The 19833-nt window shown below is 68.9% G+C and carries 15 protein-coding genes; all 15 read left to right on the top strand.

Annotated elements, in window-relative coordinates; translation table 11 throughout:
* Positions 1 to 15 precede the first annotated feature (15 nt).
* Positions 16 to 1518, top strand: coding sequence for a GMC oxidoreductase (locus DP939_RS06050; RefSeq protein ID WP_199564981.1), 1503 nt, complete (start codon positions 16 to 18; stop codon positions 1516 to 1518).
* Complete coding sequence (locus tag DP939_RS06045; protein WP_113979607.1) at positions 1487 to 2722, top strand: DegT/DnrJ/EryC1/StrS family aminotransferase; 1236 nt, start codon at positions 1487 to 1489, stop codon at positions 2720 to 2722. The genes DP939_RS06050 and DP939_RS06045 overlap by 32 nt, the downstream gene beginning before the upstream one ends.
* Positions 2719 to 4272, top strand: a complete 1554-nt coding sequence (locus tag DP939_RS06040) for an iron-containing alcohol dehydrogenase (protein ID WP_113979606.1) — start codon at positions 2719 to 2721, stop codon at positions 4270 to 4272. Before DP939_RS06045 ends, DP939_RS06040 begins: the two co-directional genes overlap by 4 nt.
* The gene (locus DP939_RS06035; protein WP_199564980.1) at positions 4269 to 4832 is read left to right on the top strand and encodes a VOC family protein; all 564 of its coding nucleotides are present in this window, start codon (positions 4269 to 4271) and stop codon (positions 4830 to 4832) included. Before DP939_RS06040 ends, DP939_RS06035 begins: the two co-directional genes overlap by 4 nt.
* Entirely contained in the window at positions 4825 to 5319 is a 495-nt protein-coding gene (locus DP939_RS06030) for a quercetin 2,3-dioxygenase (RefSeq protein WP_113979605.1), read from the top strand. Before DP939_RS06035 ends, DP939_RS06030 begins: the two co-directional genes overlap by 8 nt.
* A gap of 47 nt (positions 5320 to 5366) precedes the next feature.
* Positions 5367 to 7031 carry an FAD-binding oxidoreductase gene (locus DP939_RS06025; protein WP_113979604.1) on the top strand — a complete coding sequence of 555 codons (1665 nt, stop codon included), beginning with the start codon at positions 5367 to 5369 and terminating at the stop codon, positions 7029 to 7031.
* 8 nt (positions 7032 to 7039) lie between these two features.
* On the top strand, positions 7040 to 8725 hold the full coding sequence (locus DP939_RS06020; RefSeq protein ID WP_147267892.1) for a CocE/NonD family hydrolase: 1686 nt from the start codon (positions 7040 to 7042) through the stop codon (positions 8723 to 8725).
* A 40-nt stretch (positions 8726 to 8765) separates the two neighbouring features.
* Positions 8766 to 9638: an arylamine N-acetyltransferase family protein gene (locus tag DP939_RS06015; protein WP_113979602.1), complete on the top strand. Its 873-nt coding sequence runs from the start codon at positions 8766 to 8768 to the stop codon at positions 9636 to 9638.
* A 174-nt stretch (positions 9639 to 9812) separates the two neighbouring features.
* Positions 9813 to 11189 (top strand): MFS transporter, encoded by a 1377-nt coding sequence (locus DP939_RS06010; protein ID WP_113979601.1) that lies wholly within the window; start codon positions 9813 to 9815, stop codon positions 11187 to 11189.
* 572 nt (positions 11190 to 11761) lie between these two features.
* Positions 11762 to 12784 carry an ABC transporter substrate-binding protein gene (locus DP939_RS06005; protein WP_113979600.1) on the top strand — a complete coding sequence of 341 codons (1023 nt, stop codon included), beginning with the start codon at positions 11762 to 11764 and terminating at the stop codon, positions 12782 to 12784.
* Positions 12781 to 13839 (top strand): FecCD family ABC transporter permease, encoded by a 1059-nt coding sequence (locus tag DP939_RS06000; RefSeq protein WP_113979599.1) that lies wholly within the window; start codon positions 12781 to 12783, stop codon positions 13837 to 13839. Before DP939_RS06005 ends, DP939_RS06000 begins: the two co-directional genes overlap by 4 nt.
* Positions 13836 to 14588, top strand: a complete 753-nt coding sequence (locus tag DP939_RS05995; protein ID WP_113979598.1) for an ABC transporter ATP-binding protein — start codon at positions 13836 to 13838, stop codon at positions 14586 to 14588. The genes DP939_RS06000 and DP939_RS05995 overlap by 4 nt, the downstream gene beginning before the upstream one ends.
* Complete coding sequence (locus DP939_RS05990) at positions 14585 to 16309, top strand: ABC transporter ATP-binding protein/permease (protein WP_113979597.1); 1725 nt, start codon at positions 14585 to 14587, stop codon at positions 16307 to 16309. The genes DP939_RS05995 and DP939_RS05990 overlap by 4 nt, the downstream gene beginning before the upstream one ends.
* Positions 16309 to 18048, top strand: a complete 1740-nt coding sequence (locus DP939_RS05985; protein ID WP_113979596.1) for an ABC transporter ATP-binding protein — start codon at positions 16309 to 16311, stop codon at positions 18046 to 18048. The genes DP939_RS05990 and DP939_RS05985 overlap by 1 nt, the downstream gene beginning before the upstream one ends.
* A gap of 456 nt (positions 18049 to 18504) precedes the next feature.
* Complete coding sequence (locus DP939_RS05980; protein ID WP_113979595.1) at positions 18505 to 19824, top strand: YcaO-like family protein; 1320 nt, start codon at positions 18505 to 18507, stop codon at positions 19822 to 19824.
* Positions 19825 to 19833: the final 9 nt, after the last annotated feature.

The raw sequence follows: 19833 nt of genomic DNA, 5'->3' as shown, positions 1-19833 counted from the left end.
AGAAGGGAGGATCAGGTGAGCGACCAACACATCGAGGTCGACGTGCTCGTAGTCGGTTCCGGGCCGGTGGGCGCCACGTTCGCGCGCACGCTCGTCGACGGCGGCCGCGGCGTCATGATGGTCGATGCCGGGCCACAGCTCTCCCGCCGCCCTGGCGAGCACCTGAAGAACCATCTCGCGTACCAGCACAGCCACGAACGGTTCGGCGCGTTGATCCGCGGGCACCTGCACCCGTTGTCGCCGCCCGCCCGCGTCGCGGGTCTGTCCGACCAGCTGATCAGTTTGGACGCGGGCGTCGCCACCTACGCGGTCGGGGGCATGGCCACCCACTGGACGGGGGTGACTCCCCGGCACCACCCGACCGTCGAGCGGTCCCAAGCCATCCCCGCGACCGAATGGGACACGCTTTATGGCCACGCCGAGGCGCTGCTCAACACGCGCACCGACCTGACCGAAAACGCGATCTCCCATCAGGTCGTGTTGGACGCGCTCACCGCCGAGTACGCGGAGCTGGCCGACCCGTACGGCGTCCAACCTCTCCCGATGGCCGCGCAACGCCGCACGGACAACCCCCGGCTGGTGCGCTGGACCGGAATGGACACCATCCTCGGGCCGCTCGCCGACGGCGACACGGACGCGTTCCTCCTGCGCGAGCAGCACCAGTGCACGCGACTCGTGCCGGCGACGGACGGATCGCGAATCGAGTACGCCGAGATCGTTGACCACATCACCTGCCGGACGGTCAAGGTCGAGGCGAGCACGTACGTGGTCGCCTGCGGGGCCGTGCTCACCCCGCAGTTGCTCTACGCCTCCGGTATCCGCCCGCCATCGCTCGGCCGCTACCTCACCGAGCAGCCGGTCGCCTTCTGCCAGGTGCTGCTCCGGGACGACGCGGTGCCCATCCCGCTGGACGACCTCGACCCCAACGTATGGATCCCGGTGTCGCCGGGCCGCCCGTGGCACTGCCAGATCCACCGCGATCTGCCCTACGACGACATGGTGACGGACCCGGACGTCGACACCCGGCTGGTGGTCGACCTGCGTTGGTTCGGACTCGTCGACCCGAGGCCGGAGAACCGGGTGTGCTTCTCCGACACCACGGCGGACGTCTGGGGCATGCCGGAGGCGGGCTTCGAGTTCTCCCTCAGCGAGGACGACCGTGCGCGGCAGCACCGGATGATGGCGGACCTGCGACGGGCCGCCGCCTCGCTCGGCCGGTACCTGCCCGGATCCGAGCCGCGATTCATCCTTCCCACGCTGCCGTTGCACATCGCGGGGACCGTGCGGATGGGATCCGACCCGGACACCAGCGTGGTCGATCCCCATTCCCGGGTCTGGGGCGTCGAGAACCTCTACCTAGGCGGCAACGGCCTCATCCCGACGGGCACCGCGAGCAACCCGACGCTGACCAGCGTGGCGATGGCGCTGCGGGCAGCGAACGGGATTCTCGCCTCGAGGAAACAACCTTCGACAGAAAGGCGCGCGCATGAGCGGCCCGGGATACTTGTTCCTCGGTGACGAAGAGAAAGCGCTGGTCAATCAGGCGCTGGACGCACGGCAGCTGAACCGATACCGCTTCGACGAAGCGGCCGGACCCTCCATGGTCTACACACTCGAGCGCGAGTTCGAGGAGCGCACGGGTACCCGCCACTGCCTCGCTGTCAACAGTTGCACGTCCGCGTTGCTCACCGCGCTGGTGGCGCTCGGCGTCGGTCCCGGTGACGAGGTGATCGCCCCTGGCTACACGTTCATCGCGTCCATCGCAGCGATCGTCCACCGGGGTGCCGTCCCCGTTCTCGCCGAGATCGACGAGTCCCTCACCCTCGATCCGGAGGATGTGCGGCGCCGGATCACCCCCGCGACGAAAGCCATCGTCGCGGTGCACATGCTGGGCGCTCCGGCCGCGATGGACGAGCTGCGGCGGATCGCGGACGAGCACGGCCTGTTCCTGATCGAGGACGCCGCCCAGGCCTGCGGCGGCCTGTACCGAAACCGTGCGCTGGGCACCATCGGGGACGCAGGGGCCTTCTCGCTCAACCTGTTCAAGATCATCACCAGCGGCGACGGTGGTCTGCTCACGATCGCGGACGACAAGGCGTACGAGCGCGCTTTCGCCTTCCACGATCATGGGTTCAAACCGCTGCGTCAAGGCCTCGCCGACGCCGACTCGCTGTTCGGGATGAACCTGCGGATGCACGAACTCAGCGGTGCCGTGGCACTCGGCCAGCTCCGCAAGATCGACGACATACTGGGGACGCTCCGCAAGCAGAAGACGGCCCTTGTGGAGGCGATCGGCGATCTGCCGGGCGTGACGCGCCGGCGTCTCAACGACCCGGACGGGGAATGCTTTTCCTTCCTGGTCCTGCAATTCGAGTCCGTCGAGGCGGCGCGCGCGGTGGCCGACAAGCTCGGCACGTCCACGCTCATCGACTCGGGCCGCCACTACTACGGGAACATGCCCCAGCTGCTCGCACGCCGGACACCCACCGCCTCGGAACATCCCTTCGCCTGTCCGGCCCACCCCACCGACCGGCGATACGAACCGAACATGCTCCCCCGTACCGACGACATCCTCGGCCGGTCGATCACGGTGTCGGTTGGGGTGGACGACGCCTATATCGGTTCCGGATTCGGCATCAACCTGTTCTCGTCATCCGACGACATCGCGGCCGTGGCCGGTGCCGTGCAGTCAGCTGTCAACGAAGTGGTTGCGAGGACATGAACACACACGCGACGGAAACCCCGCTGACGGAAACACCCGCCCCGGCCCCCCGGTGGCGGGTCCAGGCCGAGCAGCCCATCACCTACGAGGTCCTGATGACGGACGGAGTGCTGGACCCGTCCAATCCGGCACTGGTCGAGGCGGGCACCACCATCCGCACCGACCGCGTCCGCCGGTTCATCGTGATAGACGCCAATGTGCACAAGCTCTACGGCGACGCCCTCCGCGAGTATCTGGGGCATCACAACTGTGAGTACCGCCTGTGCGTGCTGTCGTCCTCCGAAAAGGTCAAGACGATGGAGTCGGTGTTCACCGTTGTGAAAGAACTCGACTCGTTCGGCATCTCACGCAGGCATGAGCCGATCATCGCCATCGGTGGTGGAATCCTGCTGGACATCGTGGGCCTGGCCGCCAGCATGTACCGGCGCAGCACCCCTTACGTCCGGGTCCCGACCTCCCTCATCGGGCTGGTCGACGCCGGAGTCGGCATCAAGACCGGGGTGAACTTCGGCAGCCACAAGAACCGGCTCGGCACGTACTTCGCGCCGGCCGTCGCGTTGCTGGACCGTGGTTTCCTCGCTTCTCTGGAAGATCGGCACATCAGCAACGGCCTCGCGGAGATCCTCAAGATCGCGCTGATCAAGGACGCGACGTTGTTCCGGCTGCTGGAGGACCACGCCGAACTACTGCTCGCCGAGCGGCTCACCGGCCAGACGCAGACCGGCGACATCGTGGCGAGACAGGTCTTCAGCCGCGCGGTGGGCGGCATGCTGGAGGAGCTGGAACCGAACCTGTGGGAGAAGCAACTGGAACGGCTGGTCGATTACGGCCACTCGTTCAGCCCCACCCTGGAAATGCGGGCCCTTCCCGCGCTCCTGCACGGCGAGGCCGTCACCGTCGACATGGCACTCACCACGGTGCTGGCCGAGGAACGCGGTCTGGTGTCCACACAGGACCGTGAACGGATCTTCGCCTTGATGCGCAGGCTCCGCCTGCCTGTCTCGCACCCGTTGCTGGAAGCCGGTCTGCTGGAGCCCGCACTGCGGGAGACCACCCGGCACCGGGACGGGCTGCAACGGATGCCGATCCCAGTCGGCATCGGCGGTGCCTGCTTCCTCAACGACCTCACCGTCGCCGAACTCGCCCGTGCGGCCGATCTCCTGCGCGAACTGGACGAGGACCTGGTCATCACCGATGTCCACGACGGGGACGAGTCTGCCGGGAACCGGGTGATCCGTCGGGACGGGATGAGCCGCACCTGGGAGGTCATCACCTGGTCGTCGCTGGCGCCCGGCGCCGTCCGGGAGGAAGTCGTGCAGAGCGGTACGGACAAGTTCTGCTTTGTCCTCGTCGGCGCGGGCGAACTGCACGTCGACGAGGTCCCGCACGAAGTGCGCCCCGGCTACCTGGTCGCAACCCGAGCCGGTGCCGTGCACCGGTTCGTGAACCAGGGAACGGAAAACCTGTGCTGGCTGGATATCGAGGTATCCGGTCCGCCCGGCGCGGCGTCCCTGTCCGCGGACGTATCGGCGCCGGAGGTCGTCGCGTGACCCCCAAGCGTGGCATCCCCGGGGCGACCGCGGTGCACCACGTCGCCTACACGGTGCCAGACCTGGACCAGGCCGTCGAGTTCTTCATCGAGGTCATCGGCGCGGATCTGGCTTACCTCCAGGATTCGGTGCGGGACCCCGAGGGGGACTGGATGACCCGCAAGCTCGATGTAGACGCCGCGGCCACCGCCCGGATCGCCATGCTGCGGCTGGGACCGGTGAGCAACCTGGAGCTTTTCGAGTACACCGCACCGGATCAGCGCAGGCAGCTTCCCCGCAACAGTGACTGGGGTGGACACCACCTGGCGATCCATGTCGCGGACGTCGACGCCGCCGCAGCGTACTTGCGCGCCCAGCCGGGCGTCCGGGTGCTCGGCGACCCGGAGACCATCACGGACGGCCCCATCGCCGGCGACCGCTGGGTGTACTTCGTGACGCCGTGGGGGATGCAGATGGAATTGATCAACCTTCCCCCGGGGCTGCCGTACGAGCAGCGGACGGATGTGCGGCTGTATCTGCCGCAATCGCCCTGGTCCTCTTGCCAGGAGCGTCATGAGTGAGCAAGTGAACGAGTCCTCCGTGCAGTCGGCGCTCGTCCCGGCGGGCGAGGGGGAGTCGATCTGGTTCGACGGCAATGTCTACACCGTCAAGATCAGCGGCGACGCGACCAACGGCGCGTTGTCGGTCCTGGAGTCCTCGATCCCGCCGGGGAACGGCCCGCCGCTGCACATTCACACCGAGTCGGACGAGGTGTTCCACGTACTGTCCGGCCAACTGGAATTCCAGGTCGGTGCCGCGAAGTTCACCGGCAAGGCCGGGGATTACGTCTTCGTTCCCCACGGCACCCCGCACTGCTTCAAGAACGTCGGCGTGCACGTCGCTCATACGATCTTCGCGTACACCCCTGCCGGGTTCGAAAAGTTCTTCCAGGAGTCGGGTGATCCGGCGGTGCCGAACATGCCGATCCCGCAATGGAGTCCTGAAAGGTTCGAACGGGCGGTGGCGATCGCCCCGCGTTTCGGGTGGGAGGGGCCGAAGACCAAATAGAGGGTCCTCACCATTACCTCTCCTGCGAAACAAAGGATGTCAGCGCGATGACCGACAAGTTCATAGGACACGATCGGCGCAGTTTTCTGGTCGGTGCCGGCGGGGCGGCGGTGGCCGTCGGCTTGCCGCAGGTCGCGGCGGCGGCCACCGATGCCCCGGCCGGGCAGTCGACCGGCTCCGTAGTGGTCCGGCCCGGCGATACGAGATATCAGGACTTGGTCCGTGGCACGAATCAGCGGTGGGTCGGCAAGCCGGACAGAGTGCACGTGGCCCGGTCGACCGCGGACGTGGTCGCCGCCGTACAGCTCGCGGTCGACCAGGGGAAGCGGCTGACCGTGCAGGGCGGTGGGCATTGCTACGAGGACTTCGTGTTCAACTCGGACGTCGAAGTGGTGATCAACCTGTCCGAACTCGACCAGGTCGCATTCGACCCTGCGATGCGCGCATTCGCGGTCGGCGGAGGCGCGACCCTGCTGGACGTCTACGAGAAGCTGTACCGGATCTGGGGCGTGACCATCCCGGCAGGCCAGTGCGCCACGGTCGGCGTCGGCGGACACATCAGTGGCGGCGGATGGGGTCTCTTGTGCCGGGAACTCGGCTTGAGCGTTGACCACCTGCACGCCGTCGAAGTCGTCTGGGTCGACGCCAACGGCAAGGCACGTGCGGTGATCGCGACCTCGAACGCCGGGGACGTGAACCGGGAGCTGTGGTGGGCGAATACCGGTGGCGGCGGCGGTAACTTCGGTGTGGTCACCCGGTATTGGTTCCGGACCAAGGACGCGACCGGCACCGACCCGGGCAGGCTGCTGCCTCGCCCGCCGGCCGACGTGCTGCTCGCGGCGATCTCGTGGCCATGGGAAACGTTGACGGAGAAAGACTTCACCACCATCGCCGCCAACTTCGGCGACTGGCACGTGCGGCACGCGGCGCCGGGAGCACCGCAGGCCGCCTTATTCAGCTACCTCAACCTCAGTCACCGGTCCAACGGTCAAATCGGGTTGCTGACGCAGGTAACCGGTAACGCGAAGAACGCCGAGGAGCTGTACGCGGACTTCCTCGCCGACGTGACCCGCGGGGTGACCCTGCGGCACGGCGCGTTGACCAAGGCGATGGGTGAGTTCGCTCCCGCACCGGAATTCGAGACGCCGCAACGCTTACCGTGGCTGCAGGCGACCCGGTACCTCGGTGCGGCCAACCCGATCCTCGCCGACCCGACGCTACGTGGTGACTTCAAGTCGGCCTTCAACCGTGCCCGTTACACCGATGAGCAGATCGCTGTGTGGTACAAGCACCTGTCTCGAACGGACTTCCACAACCCACGGGCGATGCTCATGGTCAGCAGCTACGGAGGCAAGGTCAACTCGGTCGGCCAGAGCGACACCGCGTTCGCGCACCGCGACTCGGCGTTCAAGGTCCTGTACCTGTCCTACTGGAATGACAAGGCGGACGACGCCGCGAACATCCGCTGGCTGAGGGACTTCTACTACGAGGCATATGCCGGGACCGGCGGCGTTCCGGTTCCCGACGCGGTCACCGATGGCTGTTACCTCAACTACCCCGACATCGACCTGAACGACCCGTCGTTCAACCGGTCCGGCGTCGCGTGGCACACGTTGTACTACAAGGACAACTACCGCAGGCTGCAGGCCGCGAAGGCGGCGTACGACCCACGTAACGTGTTTTGGCACAGCCAGTCGGTCCGGCTGCCGTGAAGACCGCGATGGACATCGTGGTGGAGCGGGACGTCGCCGTTCCCATGCGGGACGGCACGGTCCTGCGGGCGGACGTCTACCGTCCGCCCGGCGGCCCGTATCCCGTGCTGGTGCAGCGGACGCCGTACGGCAAAGAGGTCGCGCAGACCGTCGTGTACCGGCATCCGTCCTGGTACGCCAGACGCGGGTACATCGTTGTCGTGCAGGACACCAGGGGCCGGTTCGGCTCGGGGGGCGTGTTCGATCCGTTCCGGCACGAGGCGGCGGACGGTGCGGACACCGTCCGCTGGGCGGCCCGGCTCGCCGGCGGCACCGGGCAGGTCGCGACGTACGGCTTCTCGTACGCCGGTGCGGCGCAGCTCCTGGCGGCGACCGAACAACCGGAGGGGCTGGTGTGCACGGCGCCCGGGTTCACCTCCAGCGACTTCTACGAGGGCTGGACCTACACCGGAGGTGCGCTGAACCTCGCCTTCGTGCTGTCGTGGACCTTGCAGATGCTGGGTAGCCAGGACGCGGTACGCGACGGCAGGCACACGGAAGCACTGGCCGTGGCGAAGGCCGCGGGCGAACTGCCGGGTGCGTTCGGCCGGCGGCCGCTCGCGGAGTTCGAGGAGCTGCGCAAGGCCGGCATCGATTACTTCTTCGACTGGCTGGAGCACGACACCTGGGATGAGTACTGGCAGGCGGTGTCGGTGCGTGCCCGCTACGACCGGATCATCGTGCCGCAACTGCACTTCGGCGGCTGGTACGACACCTTCGTCGAGGGCACGCTGGAGAACTACGCGCGACTGGCCGAGCAGGGTGCGGTACAGAGGCTGGTCATCGGGCCATGGGCACACGTGCCCTGGTCCGCGACCATCGGCCGGTTCGACTTCGGCGAAGAGGCGCACAACACCCTGGACCTCGCCCAGCTGGAGTGGTTCGAGCACTGGCTCTCCGGCCGGGACGACGAGCCGGACAGCCCGCCGGTCAAGCTGTTCGTGATGGGAGCCAACACGTGGCGCGAGGCGACCGCGTGGCCGCCGCCGGGTACCCGGGAGCAGCGATGGTTCCTGCATTCCAGCGCCGACGGCGGGCTCGGCGCGAACTCGGTGTCCGGGGACGGTGTGCTCGACCGGCGCAACCCGGGCGACGAAGAGCCGGACGTCTTCGTGTCGATTCCGGCCCTTCCCGTGCCCAGCCTCGGCGGGCGGGCGTCGGCCGACGCGTCGATCGTCCCGGTGGGGCCCGCCGACCAGCGGCCGGTCGAGGCCCGCAACGACGTCCTGGTGTACACCACGGCTCCAATGACCGAGCTCCTCGAAGTGATCGGCACCGTCTGGTTGACGTTGTACGCGGCCATCGACACCCCGGACGCGGACTGGATGGTCAAACTGGTGGACGTCTTCCCCGACGGCACGGCCGTGAACCTGTGCGACGGCGCCCTGCGCGCCCGGTTCAGCCCGGGCGGGCCGGTCAAGGCGGGTGAGGTGCACACCTACCGGATCAAGGTGGGTTCGACCGCCGCCCTGGTGGCGCCGGGCCACCGGCTCCGCCTCGAAATCGCCGGCAGCAGCTTCCCCCTCTACGACGTCAACCCCAACACCGGTACCAGGCCGGCCGCCGCGGGCGCGTTCGAAGGCCGCCCGGCGGCCCAAACTGTCTTCCACGACTCCGTCCGCGCATCACACCTGGTGCTCCCTGTGCATTCGTGAGTGATCGCAGGGTCGCTCGCCTAGGGTGAAGGACAGATCAATGACATTCATCGAGCCCATCCCGTTCCCGGTCACCGACCCGGTGGCTAACTTCGACATCACCGCTTTCGACTTGGACGCCTACCTGGGGAGGATCGACCACCCGCGTGTCGAGCCGTCGGCGGAGACGCTGCACTCGCTGCACGCCGCGCACGTGCGGGCCATCCCGTTCGAGAACATCGATGTGGTGCTGCGCCAGCACCGCGGCGTCGAGCTGCCCGCCATCATGGACAAGCTGGTCCGCCGGAACCGCGGCGGCTACTGCTACGAGCACGGCCTGCTGTTCGCCGCCGCGCTGGAGGAGCTCGGGTTCACGGTCCGGCGCAGCTTTGCCAGGGTGCAGCCGGATCGGGAGCGCGGTTCGTACATCCACATGCTGATGGTGGTGCCCGTCGACGGCGTCGAGTACCTGGCGGACGTCGGTTTCGGTGCCTGGGTGATGCACCCGACCCCGCTGATCGACGGCGCCGAGGTGGACCAGGCAGGCCGGCGACACCGGATCCGCCGGGACAACGGCCAGTGGCTGTTCGAGAAGCGCACCGCCGACGGCTGGGACGCGCTGCACGCCACCCTCGGCCTGCCCGCCCGGCAGATCGACTACGAGGTGTTCCACCACTACACCTCCACCCACCCCCGTTCCCCGTTCACCGGTCAACTGGTGGTGATGCGGTTGGCAGACGAGGTGGGACGAAGGTTTGTCGGACGCCGGCTCGTCACCGAGTACGCCGACGGTCGGCTCGAGACCACCGAGATCACCGCCGACCGGCTCGCCGACAACCTGCGCGCGCTGGACGTGGAGCTGACCCCGGCCGAGCTGTCTGCTTTGCGCGAGTTCTACGAGTCCACAAAGGAAACGCAACCCGAACCACTGTGACGGCCTAAGAGCCCGGCAAGTGCCTACGTGGCATTTTTTCGGTTCCGTGTTCTAAGTATTTTTGCGTTATGGGCAAGGGAACGTGCATGTCAAGGCGGCGTTGACGGGCCAACGGCATTGAGCCGCGGGCAGTGTGAAATATGCCGCTCGCAGCTCTGGAGGGGTTACCCGGACATGAACCGTCTCGCAACGGTCGGCATCTCACTGACCGCGTTGTTCCTTGTTCCCTTCACCTTCAGCGGAACATCCGTCGCGCTCACCCGGATCACCGAGGATCTGCACACCACGTTCGCGGCCACGCAATGGGTCGTCAATGGGTACAGCGCGACCTTCGCCGGCTTCATGCTGGTGACCGGCTCTTTCTCGGACCGGTACGGCCGCCGCAGAATGTTCCTCGCTGGCGTCGCGTTGTTTTCGGTATGCGCGCTGGTGAGCGCGATGGCCGCCAACATCGTGGTGCTCGACCTGGCCCGTGTCGTGGCCGGGATCGGCGCGGCGGCCATGGTGACCGGCGCCAGTGCGGTACTCGGAGAGGCCTACACCGGTGCGGAGCGGACGAGGATCTTCGGTCTGTTCGGCGCGACCATCGGGCTGGGTCTTGCCTTAGGGCTCACTATGGCCGGGCTGCTGATCGAGTCGTTCGGCTGGCGCAGCGCGTTCGGGCTTCCCGGCGTGATCGGCCTGATCACGTTGGCATTCTTCAGGTTCTTACCCGACTCACACAAAACCGCGACGGCCCGGATGGACTGGACGGGCCCGGCGGCTTTCACCGTCGCGCTGATGCTGCTGATCCTGGTGGTCGCGGAGGGGCCGGAGCTGGGCTGGACGTCCTCGCTCGTGCTGATCGCGTTGCTGGGCTCGGTGACCTCGTTCCTGCTGTTCGTCAGAATCGAACGGCGAGCCTCCGACCCCATGCTGGATCTGCGGCTGCTGACCTCCCCGAGGTTCCTCGGGCTGTGCGCCACCATGGTCGCCATCGTCTCGGTGTTCGCCCCGCTGGTGGTGTATCTGCCCTCGTACTTCATGGCGACCGAAGCCGTGACGGCGGCACAGGCGGGTGCTCTTGTCGTCCTGTTGACCGGGCCGATGCTGGTGGTGCCGATCCTGTGCGGGATGGTCACCCGCTGGGTGAACCCGTCGACCCAAGTGATCGCGTCCTTGGTGCTCGTCGGCGCGGGCGCCGCCTGGTTCGCCGCCACCGACGGGTACGTGGGGCCGCTTCTCCTGATAGGCGTTGGGATCGCCATCGCGATCGGCCTGCTAGACGGCCTGGCGGTCGGCAGTATGCCGGCCGAGCAGGCGGGTATGGCCGCGGGCCTGTTCAACACCACCAAGCTGACTGGGGAGACCCTCGCCGTCACCGTGGTCGGCTCGGTACTGGCTGCTCGGACCTCCGGAACCCTGGCCGGTGCGGAGTACCCGGCAGCAATGGACCTTGCGCTATGGGTGCTCGGCGCCTTGTGCCTCGGCGTTGCCTTGCTCGTCGCGATGCTTTTCCGAACCTCGAAGCCGGAGACGCGGGAGCTGGAGCGGCGGCCAGCGATGTCTTGACGCCGGTGCGGGCCAACTCAAATGGGTGTAGCTCGCCGGACAGATCGCGGCCAAGGCTTGCCCCGAGGCCGACACCGGCCGCGCCCGCGTCGGTCTCACCCAGCCGATGCCCCTGCCCGCGGACCTGGCCGCCCAGGGAACGGGTATACGTCTGTTTCGATGGGCGTTCGCTGAACTTCCGGATGCTCGGCCGCATACCTGCCAACGTACGAGTTGTGCCAGGGAAGTTCGTTGCACCGACCTTCTCGTCGGGTCGTCGGGTCGTCGGGTCGTCGGGTCGTCGGGTCGTCGGGTCGTCTGGAGGGATGAGGGCCGTTATCGCACTGATCGGAGGCTATGAACTGCCCATGGCGCAGATCCGCCGGCTCCCCGCCGGACTTTGATGCAGCGCAGCAAATCTCGGTCGCGTCTGCGTGATCAGGTTGCCGGCCCCGCTGGGGGCGTGCAGACGAGCCGAATCGTGCGTCGGTGTCGGGATGGGGGAGGGCGATCGTGCTTGACCCCATGGGCCGGCTCAGCCTACTTTTGCAAGTGATTTGCATTTGCACTTGATTGGCAAGGAGTCATGGTTCATGAGGCGGCTCGCCCTGCTGTTGTCCGTGCTCACCCTGACAGCCTGCGGCGCGCAGCCCGCCGATCCGCCGGACGGCGCCGCCGCGCGGACCACAGAGTCGCGACAGGCGGACGGCTTCCCTGTGACCGTCGAGAACTGTGGTCGCAAGCTGACCTTCGACAAGCCGCCGGCCAAGGTCGTCACCGGCTACCACCCCGCGCTGGAGACCTTGATCGCCCTCGGGCTACAGGATCATGTCGCCGGCCGTACGAACTTCACCGAGACCGCCTTCCTCCCCGGCCAGGAAGAGATCTACGACAAGATTCCTGAGATCTCCCCGATGATCACGTTGCCGCAGAAGGAGATCATGCTGGCGCAGGGCGCCGACTTCGTGCTCGACAACTCCTCGACCAGCTTCGACCCCGCGGGCGGATTCGCCACGGCCGAGGAGCTGACCGCGGCCGGATCGCCCGTCTACATCCTGGGCGGCTGGTGCACACCAGAACAGCAGCTCGACTACACGATCGAGGACATCTTCACCGACCTGCGCAATCTCGGCGCGATCTTCGGCGTTCCCGACCGCGCCGGCAAGCTGATCAGTGAGCTACGCGGCAAGCTCGACGACGCGACCAAGCGGGTCGCCGGACGTCCCAAGGTCAGGGTGCTGGCCACCGACGGCGGCACGGGGCCGGTCAACGCCTACGGTGGCTCCGGGTTGACCAACCAGATGATCGAGCTGGCGGGCGGGCAGAACGTCCTGGCCGACGTCAAGGCCGACTACACCGAGGTCAACGTCGAAAAGATCGCCGCCACGGACCCGGAGGCGCTGCTCGTCAGCGAGTACGCCGTGCTCATGGGCGAACAGAAGCCCAGCGCGCCCGTCAAGGCGGCGCAGACCTTCGCCATCGCCAGGAACAGCGCAGCCGCGAAGGACAAGCGCTTCCTTCCCCTTCCGGCGGCGGCCCAGCACCCTGGTTACCGCAACCTCCTGGCCGTCGTCGAGATCGCCAGGTTCCTGCATCCCGGTGCCTTCACCGGATGAGCCCCCTTACGGCACTCCGCCGGCGCGATGCGAGCGGCATCTCCGGCAGGCTGTGGCCGGTCGTCGCCGTGCTCGCCCTGGCGACCGTCGCGTCCACGCTGCTCGCGGTGAGCGTCGGCGCGGTCTCCGTCGCCCCCGGGCAGGTGTGGGGCATCGTCGCCGACCGCCTTGTACCCGGCTCGGTCTCTGTGGCCTGGACGCCCGCGCAGGCGCAGATCGTCTGGGAGTTCCGGCTGCCCCGGGCGCTGCTGGCGTTGCTGGTCGGCGCGGGGCTGGCCCTGGTCGGCGCGGTGTTGCAGGCGCTGGTGCGCAATCCGCTGGCCGACCCGTTCCTGCTGGGCGTCTCCTCCGGCGCGTCCCTGGGCGCGGTGCTGGTCTTCGTGTTCGGGACCTCGGTGCTCGGCGGGCTGTCCCTGTCCGCCGCCGCGTTCCTGGGCGCGCTGCTCGCGCTGGTCCTGGTGTACCTGCTGGCGCAGCGCTCCGGCCGGATCACCCCGTCGCGGCTGCTGCTGGCCGGGGTCGCACTGGCGTACCTCTTCCAGGCCGCCTACAGCTACGTCCTGCAGCAGGCACAGAGCGGCAGGGCGGCGCAGCAGGTGTTGTTCTGGTTGTTGGGCAGCCTCGGCGGGGCGCGCTGGGAGATGCTGCCGATCCCGGCCGCCGTCCTGCTCGCCGGGGCCGCCTACCTGCTCTTTCAGTACCGTCCGCTGAACGCGCTGTCCTCAGGTGAGGAGAGCGCGATCTCGCTGGGAATCAATGTGACCGCGCTGCGGGTGCGGCTGTTCGTGCTGACCTCGCTGCTGGTCGGCGTCCTGGTGGCCACGAGCGGGGCGATCGCCTTCGTCGGGCTGATCGTGCCGCACGCCGCACGGATGATCGTCGGTGCGGACCATCGCCGGGTGCTTCCGGTCTCCGCCCTGCTCGGTGCGGTCTTCCTGCAACTCGTCGATGTCGCCGCGCGCACGGTCGCCGCTCCGCAGGAGCTGGCGCTGAGCGTGGTCACCGCCATCTTCGGGGTGCCGTTCTTCCTGTGGCTGCTACGGAGGCGCGGATGACTCTCACCCTTAACGGCGTGGCCGTCCATGTCGACGGCCGTCCCATCGTGCACGAGGCCGGCCTTACGGTCGGTCCCGGTGAGTTCGTCGGGCTGATCGGCCCGAACGGCTGCGGCAAGTCGACGCTGCTGCGCAGCGCGTACCGGGCCCTGCGCCCGGCGGCCGGACTGATCACCGTCGAGGGGGACGACCTGGTAAGGCTGTCGCCGCGCGAATCGGCCCGGCGTACCGCGGTCGTCGCTCAGGAGGCCCCCACCGAGCTGGACTTCACGGTGGCCGAAATGGTCGCCATGGGACGCACCCCGCACAAGCGGCCCCTGGACCGCGACACCCCGGCGGACGAGCTGATCTGCGCCCAGGCGCTGGAACGCGTGGCGGCGGGCCACCTGGCCGGGCGCGGCTACGCGACGCTGTCCGGCGGCGAGAAGCAGCGTGTGCTGATCGCCCGTGCGCTGGCCCAGCAGAGCCGGCTGCTCCTGCTGGACGAGCCGACCAACCACCTCGACATTCGCCACCAGCTCGAAATCCTGCGCCTGGTGCGGGGCCTGGGCATCAGCACCCTGGCCGCGCTGCACGACCTCAACCAGGCCGCCGCCTACTGCGATCGCCTCTACCTGATGGACGCGGGCCGCGTCCTGGCCGGTGGTCCGCCGGAAGAGGTGCTGACCCCCGAGCGGATCTCCCAGGTGTACGGCGTTCGTGCCGTACGCCGTACCCAGCTCGTCTTCGAGCTCAAGGAGGAGCAGTGATCATCCGACTGCTGAGCCTGTCACCGGCCGTGCGCCTGCGGCTGGCCGGGCTGGTGGGCCTGCTGCTGACCATCACCGCCACCTACGTCGGCCAGGGCGTGCTGATCGCCCAGTCCCTGGCGCGGATCTTCGCCGGCCGGCCGGTGGCCTCGATCCTCTGGCTGCTCGCCGGGATCGTGGTGTTGCAGGTGGTGCGCAGCCTGGCGCTGGCCCTGCGGGAGAGCGCCGCGCTGCGCGCCTCGGCAGGGGTCAAGAAGGAGTTGCGCCGGCGGCTGACCGCCAAGCTGCTGGCGCTCGGACCCGGGTGGGCACAGCGCGGGCGGACCGGCGCCACGCAGTCCTCGCTGGTGGACGGCATCGAGACGGTGGACGCCTATGTCGGCAGGTTCCTGCCGCAGATGGTCGCGGCCCTGGTCGGCGCGGTCGGGGTCACCGCGTTCCTGTTCGTGCTCGATCCGGTCATCGGGGTCGTGGTGCTGGGGTGCGCGGCGCTGATGCCGGTACTGCCCCTGGTCTCCGACAAGGTGCTGCGGGGCCGTAACGCCGCCTGGTTTCGCGGCTACAAGGGCTTGTACGCGGAAAACCTCGACGCCCTGCAGGGCATGGCCACGCTCAAGGCGTTCAACGCCAGCGGCCGGCGTGGCGTGGAACTGGCGAGGCTGGCCGAGCGGTTCTGCCGCGACTCCATCCGGCTGATGGCCATCGTCGTGCTCTACCTCGGCGGCGTGGCCTTCGTCATCGGCCTGGGCACGGCCGTGGCCCTGGGGGTCGGCGCGGTACGGCTGGCCGCGGGCGACCTGACCGTCACCGGGTTGCTGCTGATCCTCATGCTGACCGCCGAATGCTTCCGGCCGCTGCGCGAACTGGAGGCCGCCTACCACTCCAGCTACAACGCGATCCCCTCGCTGAACGCGGTCTTCGAGGTGCTGGACGCCCCGCTGTCGCCCGAGGGAAGCCGCGTGCGGGAGCGCTCGGGGCCACCGGAGATCGCCTTCGACGCGGTGACCTTCACCTACCGGGAACGGACCGAACCCGCTCTTGACCGCTTCTCCCTCCGGGTCGCTCCCGGTGAGCGCGTCGCGCTGGTCGGCCGCTCGGGCGCGGGCAAGACCACCGTGGCCGCCCTGCTGCTGCGCTTCTTCGACACGACCGAGGACATGACCGGGGGCCGGATCACCATCGACGGCCTCGACATCCGCGAGCTGCCGCTGGAGCGGCTGCGCTCGCTCATCGCCGTCGTGTCACAGGACACCTACCTCTTCCACGGCACCGTCCGGCACAATCTCACCCTGGCCAGGCCGGATGCGACCGATGAGGAGATCGAGGCCGCCATCCGCGCGGCTCGCGCCCACTTCGTGCACGACCTGCCCCAGGGACTGGCCACGGTCGTCGGAGAACGCGGACTGAAGCTGTCGGGCGGCGAACGGCAGCGCATCGCCATCGCCCGCGCCCTGCTCAAGGACGCCCCCATCCTCGTACTGGACGAGGCCACCTCCAGCGTGGACGCCGCCAACGAATCCGGCATCCAGCAGGCCCTCGACGCACTGACCGGCGGGCGGACCACCTTGATGATCGCTCATCGGCTGTCCACCGTGCGCGATGCCGATCGGGTCATCGTCATGGCCGGCGGGCGGATCGTCGAAGAGGGCGACCACACCGGTCTGCTCGACCGGCGCGGCGCCTACGCCCGGCTGGTCGCCGCTCAGGAAGGAGCCGCGTGATGATCCGCAGTCTGCTGCCGCTGGCCCGGCTGCTCGGTCCGCACCGGTGGTTGCTGGTCGCGGCGATCCTCAGCGGGATCGCCCACCATCTGGTCGTCCTGGCCTCGGCGGGCGTCGGCGCCTGGGTGGTCAGCCAGGCCATCACGGGGGCCGCGCCCGATGACCTGCGCGGTGGGCTGATCACGCTCGGGGTTCTGCTGCCGCTGCTCGCGGTCACGCCCTGGCTGGAGTCCTACCTCGCCCATGTGGCCGCCTTCCGGGTGCTGGCGGACGTACGCGGAAGGGTGTACGAGGCCTTCGACCGGCTCGCTCCCGGCTACCTGCTCCAGCGCCGCTCGGGCGATCTCGGGGCCGCCGCGATCTCCGACGTCGAGCAGCTTGAGCTGTGGTTCGCGCACACCCTCAGCCCGCTGGTCAGCGCCGCCACCGTACCCGTCGCGGCGCTCACCGCGCTCGGCGTCTTCCACCCCGGGCTCGCCCTCGCCCTCGCGCCCGCGCTGGTCCTGCTGGCGCTGTTGCCCGCCTGGCTGCGCCGGCACGCCGAGGCCCATGGAGCCGAGCTGCGCGCCCGCGTCGGCGAGCTGAACGCCGAAGCCGTGGACACCCTCCAGGGCCTGCGCGAACTGATCACCTCGGGAGCGGGCGACCGGCAACTCGACCGGATCGCCGAACTGGACGACCGGCTGCTGGACGCCAAGCTCGCCCACGGCCGCCGCTCCGGCCTCGAACACGCGGTGACCAACGCGCTCACCACGCTCGGGCTGCTGGCCGTACTGCTCACCGCCGCCCTGCTGGTGACCGGCGGGACGCTCTCCGCCACCTATTTCCCGGTGGCCGTCGTCCTGGCCGCGACCACCTTCGCCCCGGTCATCGCGGTCACCGACGTCGCCCGCGACCTCAACCTCGTGATCGCCGCGGGCGACCGCATCATGACGATCCTGAACACTCCGGCCCCGGTCACCGACCGCGTCACCGCCCCACCGCCCGGCCCCATCGCGCCGCACGTCGCCTTCTCCGGGGTGCGCTTCCGGTACGGCACGACGCCGCCCGACGCGGTCACCGACGTCACCTTCGACGTCGCCCCCGGCGAGACCGTCGCGCTGGTGGGCCACTCGGGGGCGGGCAAGTCCACCTGTGCGAGCCTGCTCATGCGCCTGTGGGACGTGGACGCCGGCGCGATCACCATCGGCGGCCACGACATCCGCGATTTCCCTCAGGAGGAGCTGCGGCGGCTGATCACGCTGGTACCGCAGGACGTCTACCTGTTCAACATCCCGCTGATCGACAACATCCGCCTGGGCAGGCCGGAGGCGACCACCGAGGATGTCATCGCCGCCGCCCGCGCCGCGCAGGCCGACGAGTTCATCACCGGCCTTCCCGACGGCTACGACACCCTCCCCGGCGAACTCGGCGCACGCCTGTCCGGCGGCCAGCGCCAGCGCATCGCCATCGCCCGCGCGATCCTCAAGGACGCACCGATCCTGATCATGGACGAAGCGGTCTCCAACCTGGACACCGAGAGCGAGCAGCAGGTCTCGGCGGCCATGGCGGGCGTACGCCGCAACCGCACCACCTTGGTCATCGCCCACCGCCTCTCCACGATCCTGACCGCCGACCGCATCGTGGTGCTGGACGGAGGCCGAGTGGCCGAAACAGGCACCCACCATGAACTGATCGGACGCGCCGGGGCCTACGCTGCCCTGATGGCCTCCCAGCTCACCGGCGCGGGAGGAGCATAAAGCACGCTACGCCTACGCCTCATGACGGCTCGTCGTACGGAGGGCGTGCCCCCATGCCGGGGCGACGTGCTGCTCGGCACGGGCAGCCACCGGCGCAGCCGCGGCCTGTACTCCCGCGTTCCGGACAGGGGAAGTGCGACGAGTATGGCCTGGTCGAAACTTCCTGAATGGGCCATTGAGTTCTCTGTCCTCCTGTGTATTACTTAATGCAATCAAGTGGTATTTGCATATGACTCGCAATAGCTGCGCGTCGTATGCGACGACCGAAGGAGGAAGCGAATGGCGCACCCCGGATTCGTCGAGCCCGATGAGCCGCAGTCGGGCATCAAGTCGCACACCCCTGCGGTGGACTCGCCGTTCGAGTGGCGTGAGGACGGCGACGACCAGTAATTGATCTTCCCCCGGGCCGGGACCCCTTCCATGGTCCCGGCCCACCTGCCATGAGAGGGGAGCCAGGTGGATCCAGCCGATGACGGTGAGGAGGCCGCGCTACGGCTCGGCGTGGTCACCCGGATACGCCGCGACCGGCCACGCGAGCCGGTCGTGCCCGCCCTCGTCTCCTACACCGCCCGCCTGAGCGCCGCGTCGATCGACGCGGTGGCCCACGGCGCGTCGATCGGTGATCCGGGCGCGGCCCGGCGGGCGGCGCTGGGTGAGGCGATCGAGCGGCACTGTGGCAATGCCGTCCCCGGCGGCCTGTTTCGCTCGCCGTACCGCGACCTGGCCGGACCCGCCCTCGACCCGCGCACCTTCGCCCTCTACTCCCGTGCCCAGTATGCGAGCCGCGGGTTTCCTTTCGTGCCCATGACGGCCGACCTCGACATCGCCTGGGCACCCGCCCAGGACCTGGTCGACGGGTCGCGGGTGCTGGTCCCGGCCTCCCTGGCCTACGTCAACTACTTCACGGGCCCGCGTAGCGCCGAGCCGCCCACGAACTATCCCGTGCTGGCGGGGACCGCCGCCGGGACCTCGCCGGAACAGGCCCGCGTGGCGGCGCTGCGGGAGGTGCTCGAACGCGACGCCGTCACGCTGTGGTGGATGAGCGGCGCGCCTGCCGCGCCGCTGCCGCCGCCGGACGGCCCGCTGGCCGCCGCGATCCTCCAGGCGGAGAAGTCGGGCCTGCGTGTGTCGCTGTTACGCGTCCCCTGCCCATTCGACGCGATGGTGGCGGCGGCGTTCGTCGAGGACCCCGAGCGGCGCGTGGTGGGCTTCGGCAGCGCGTGCCGCGCCACCGCGGGCGAAGCCGCGGCCAAGGCGTTCACCGAGGCCATCGGCACCTACGAGACCGGCAGGGAACTGCTCGACGAGGACAGCGGCTTCTGGCGGGCGGTACGCGAGAGGCGCATCGACCACCGGCCCTACCGCGCCCATCGGCCGGACCGCGCCTACCTCGACGGCGTACGGCCCGGCTGGCGCGACGTCAACGATGTGGGCCTGCACGTGCAGCTCCACCTCGACGAGCGCCTCCAGGGCGAGCGGCTGGACCGGCTGCGCGACCCCACCGGACCCACCGGCCCGCCGGAGGCGACAGGGCCGTTGCGCTCCCTGCGCGAACAGGGCCTGCGCGCCTACGCCGTGGACCTGACGACGCCCGAGGTCCGGGCCGCCGGGCTGAGCGTCGCCCGCGTCCTCGTGCCCGGCCTGTACTGCAACGCCCCCGCCGCCTTCCCCTTCCTCGGCGGCCCACGACTGCTCGCCGAGCCCGTCGAACGCGGCTGGGTGACCGGCCCGCTCACCGAAGACGATCTCATCCGGCAGCCGCTGCCGTTTGCCTGAAAGGAGCAC

It is taken from the genome of Spongiactinospora rosea, assembly GCF_003315795.1.
Lineage (GTDB): Bacteria > Actinomycetota > Actinomycetes > Streptosporangiales > Streptosporangiaceae > Spongiactinospora > Spongiactinospora rosea.
This window is presented reverse-complemented; position numbering and strand designations above follow the sequence as displayed.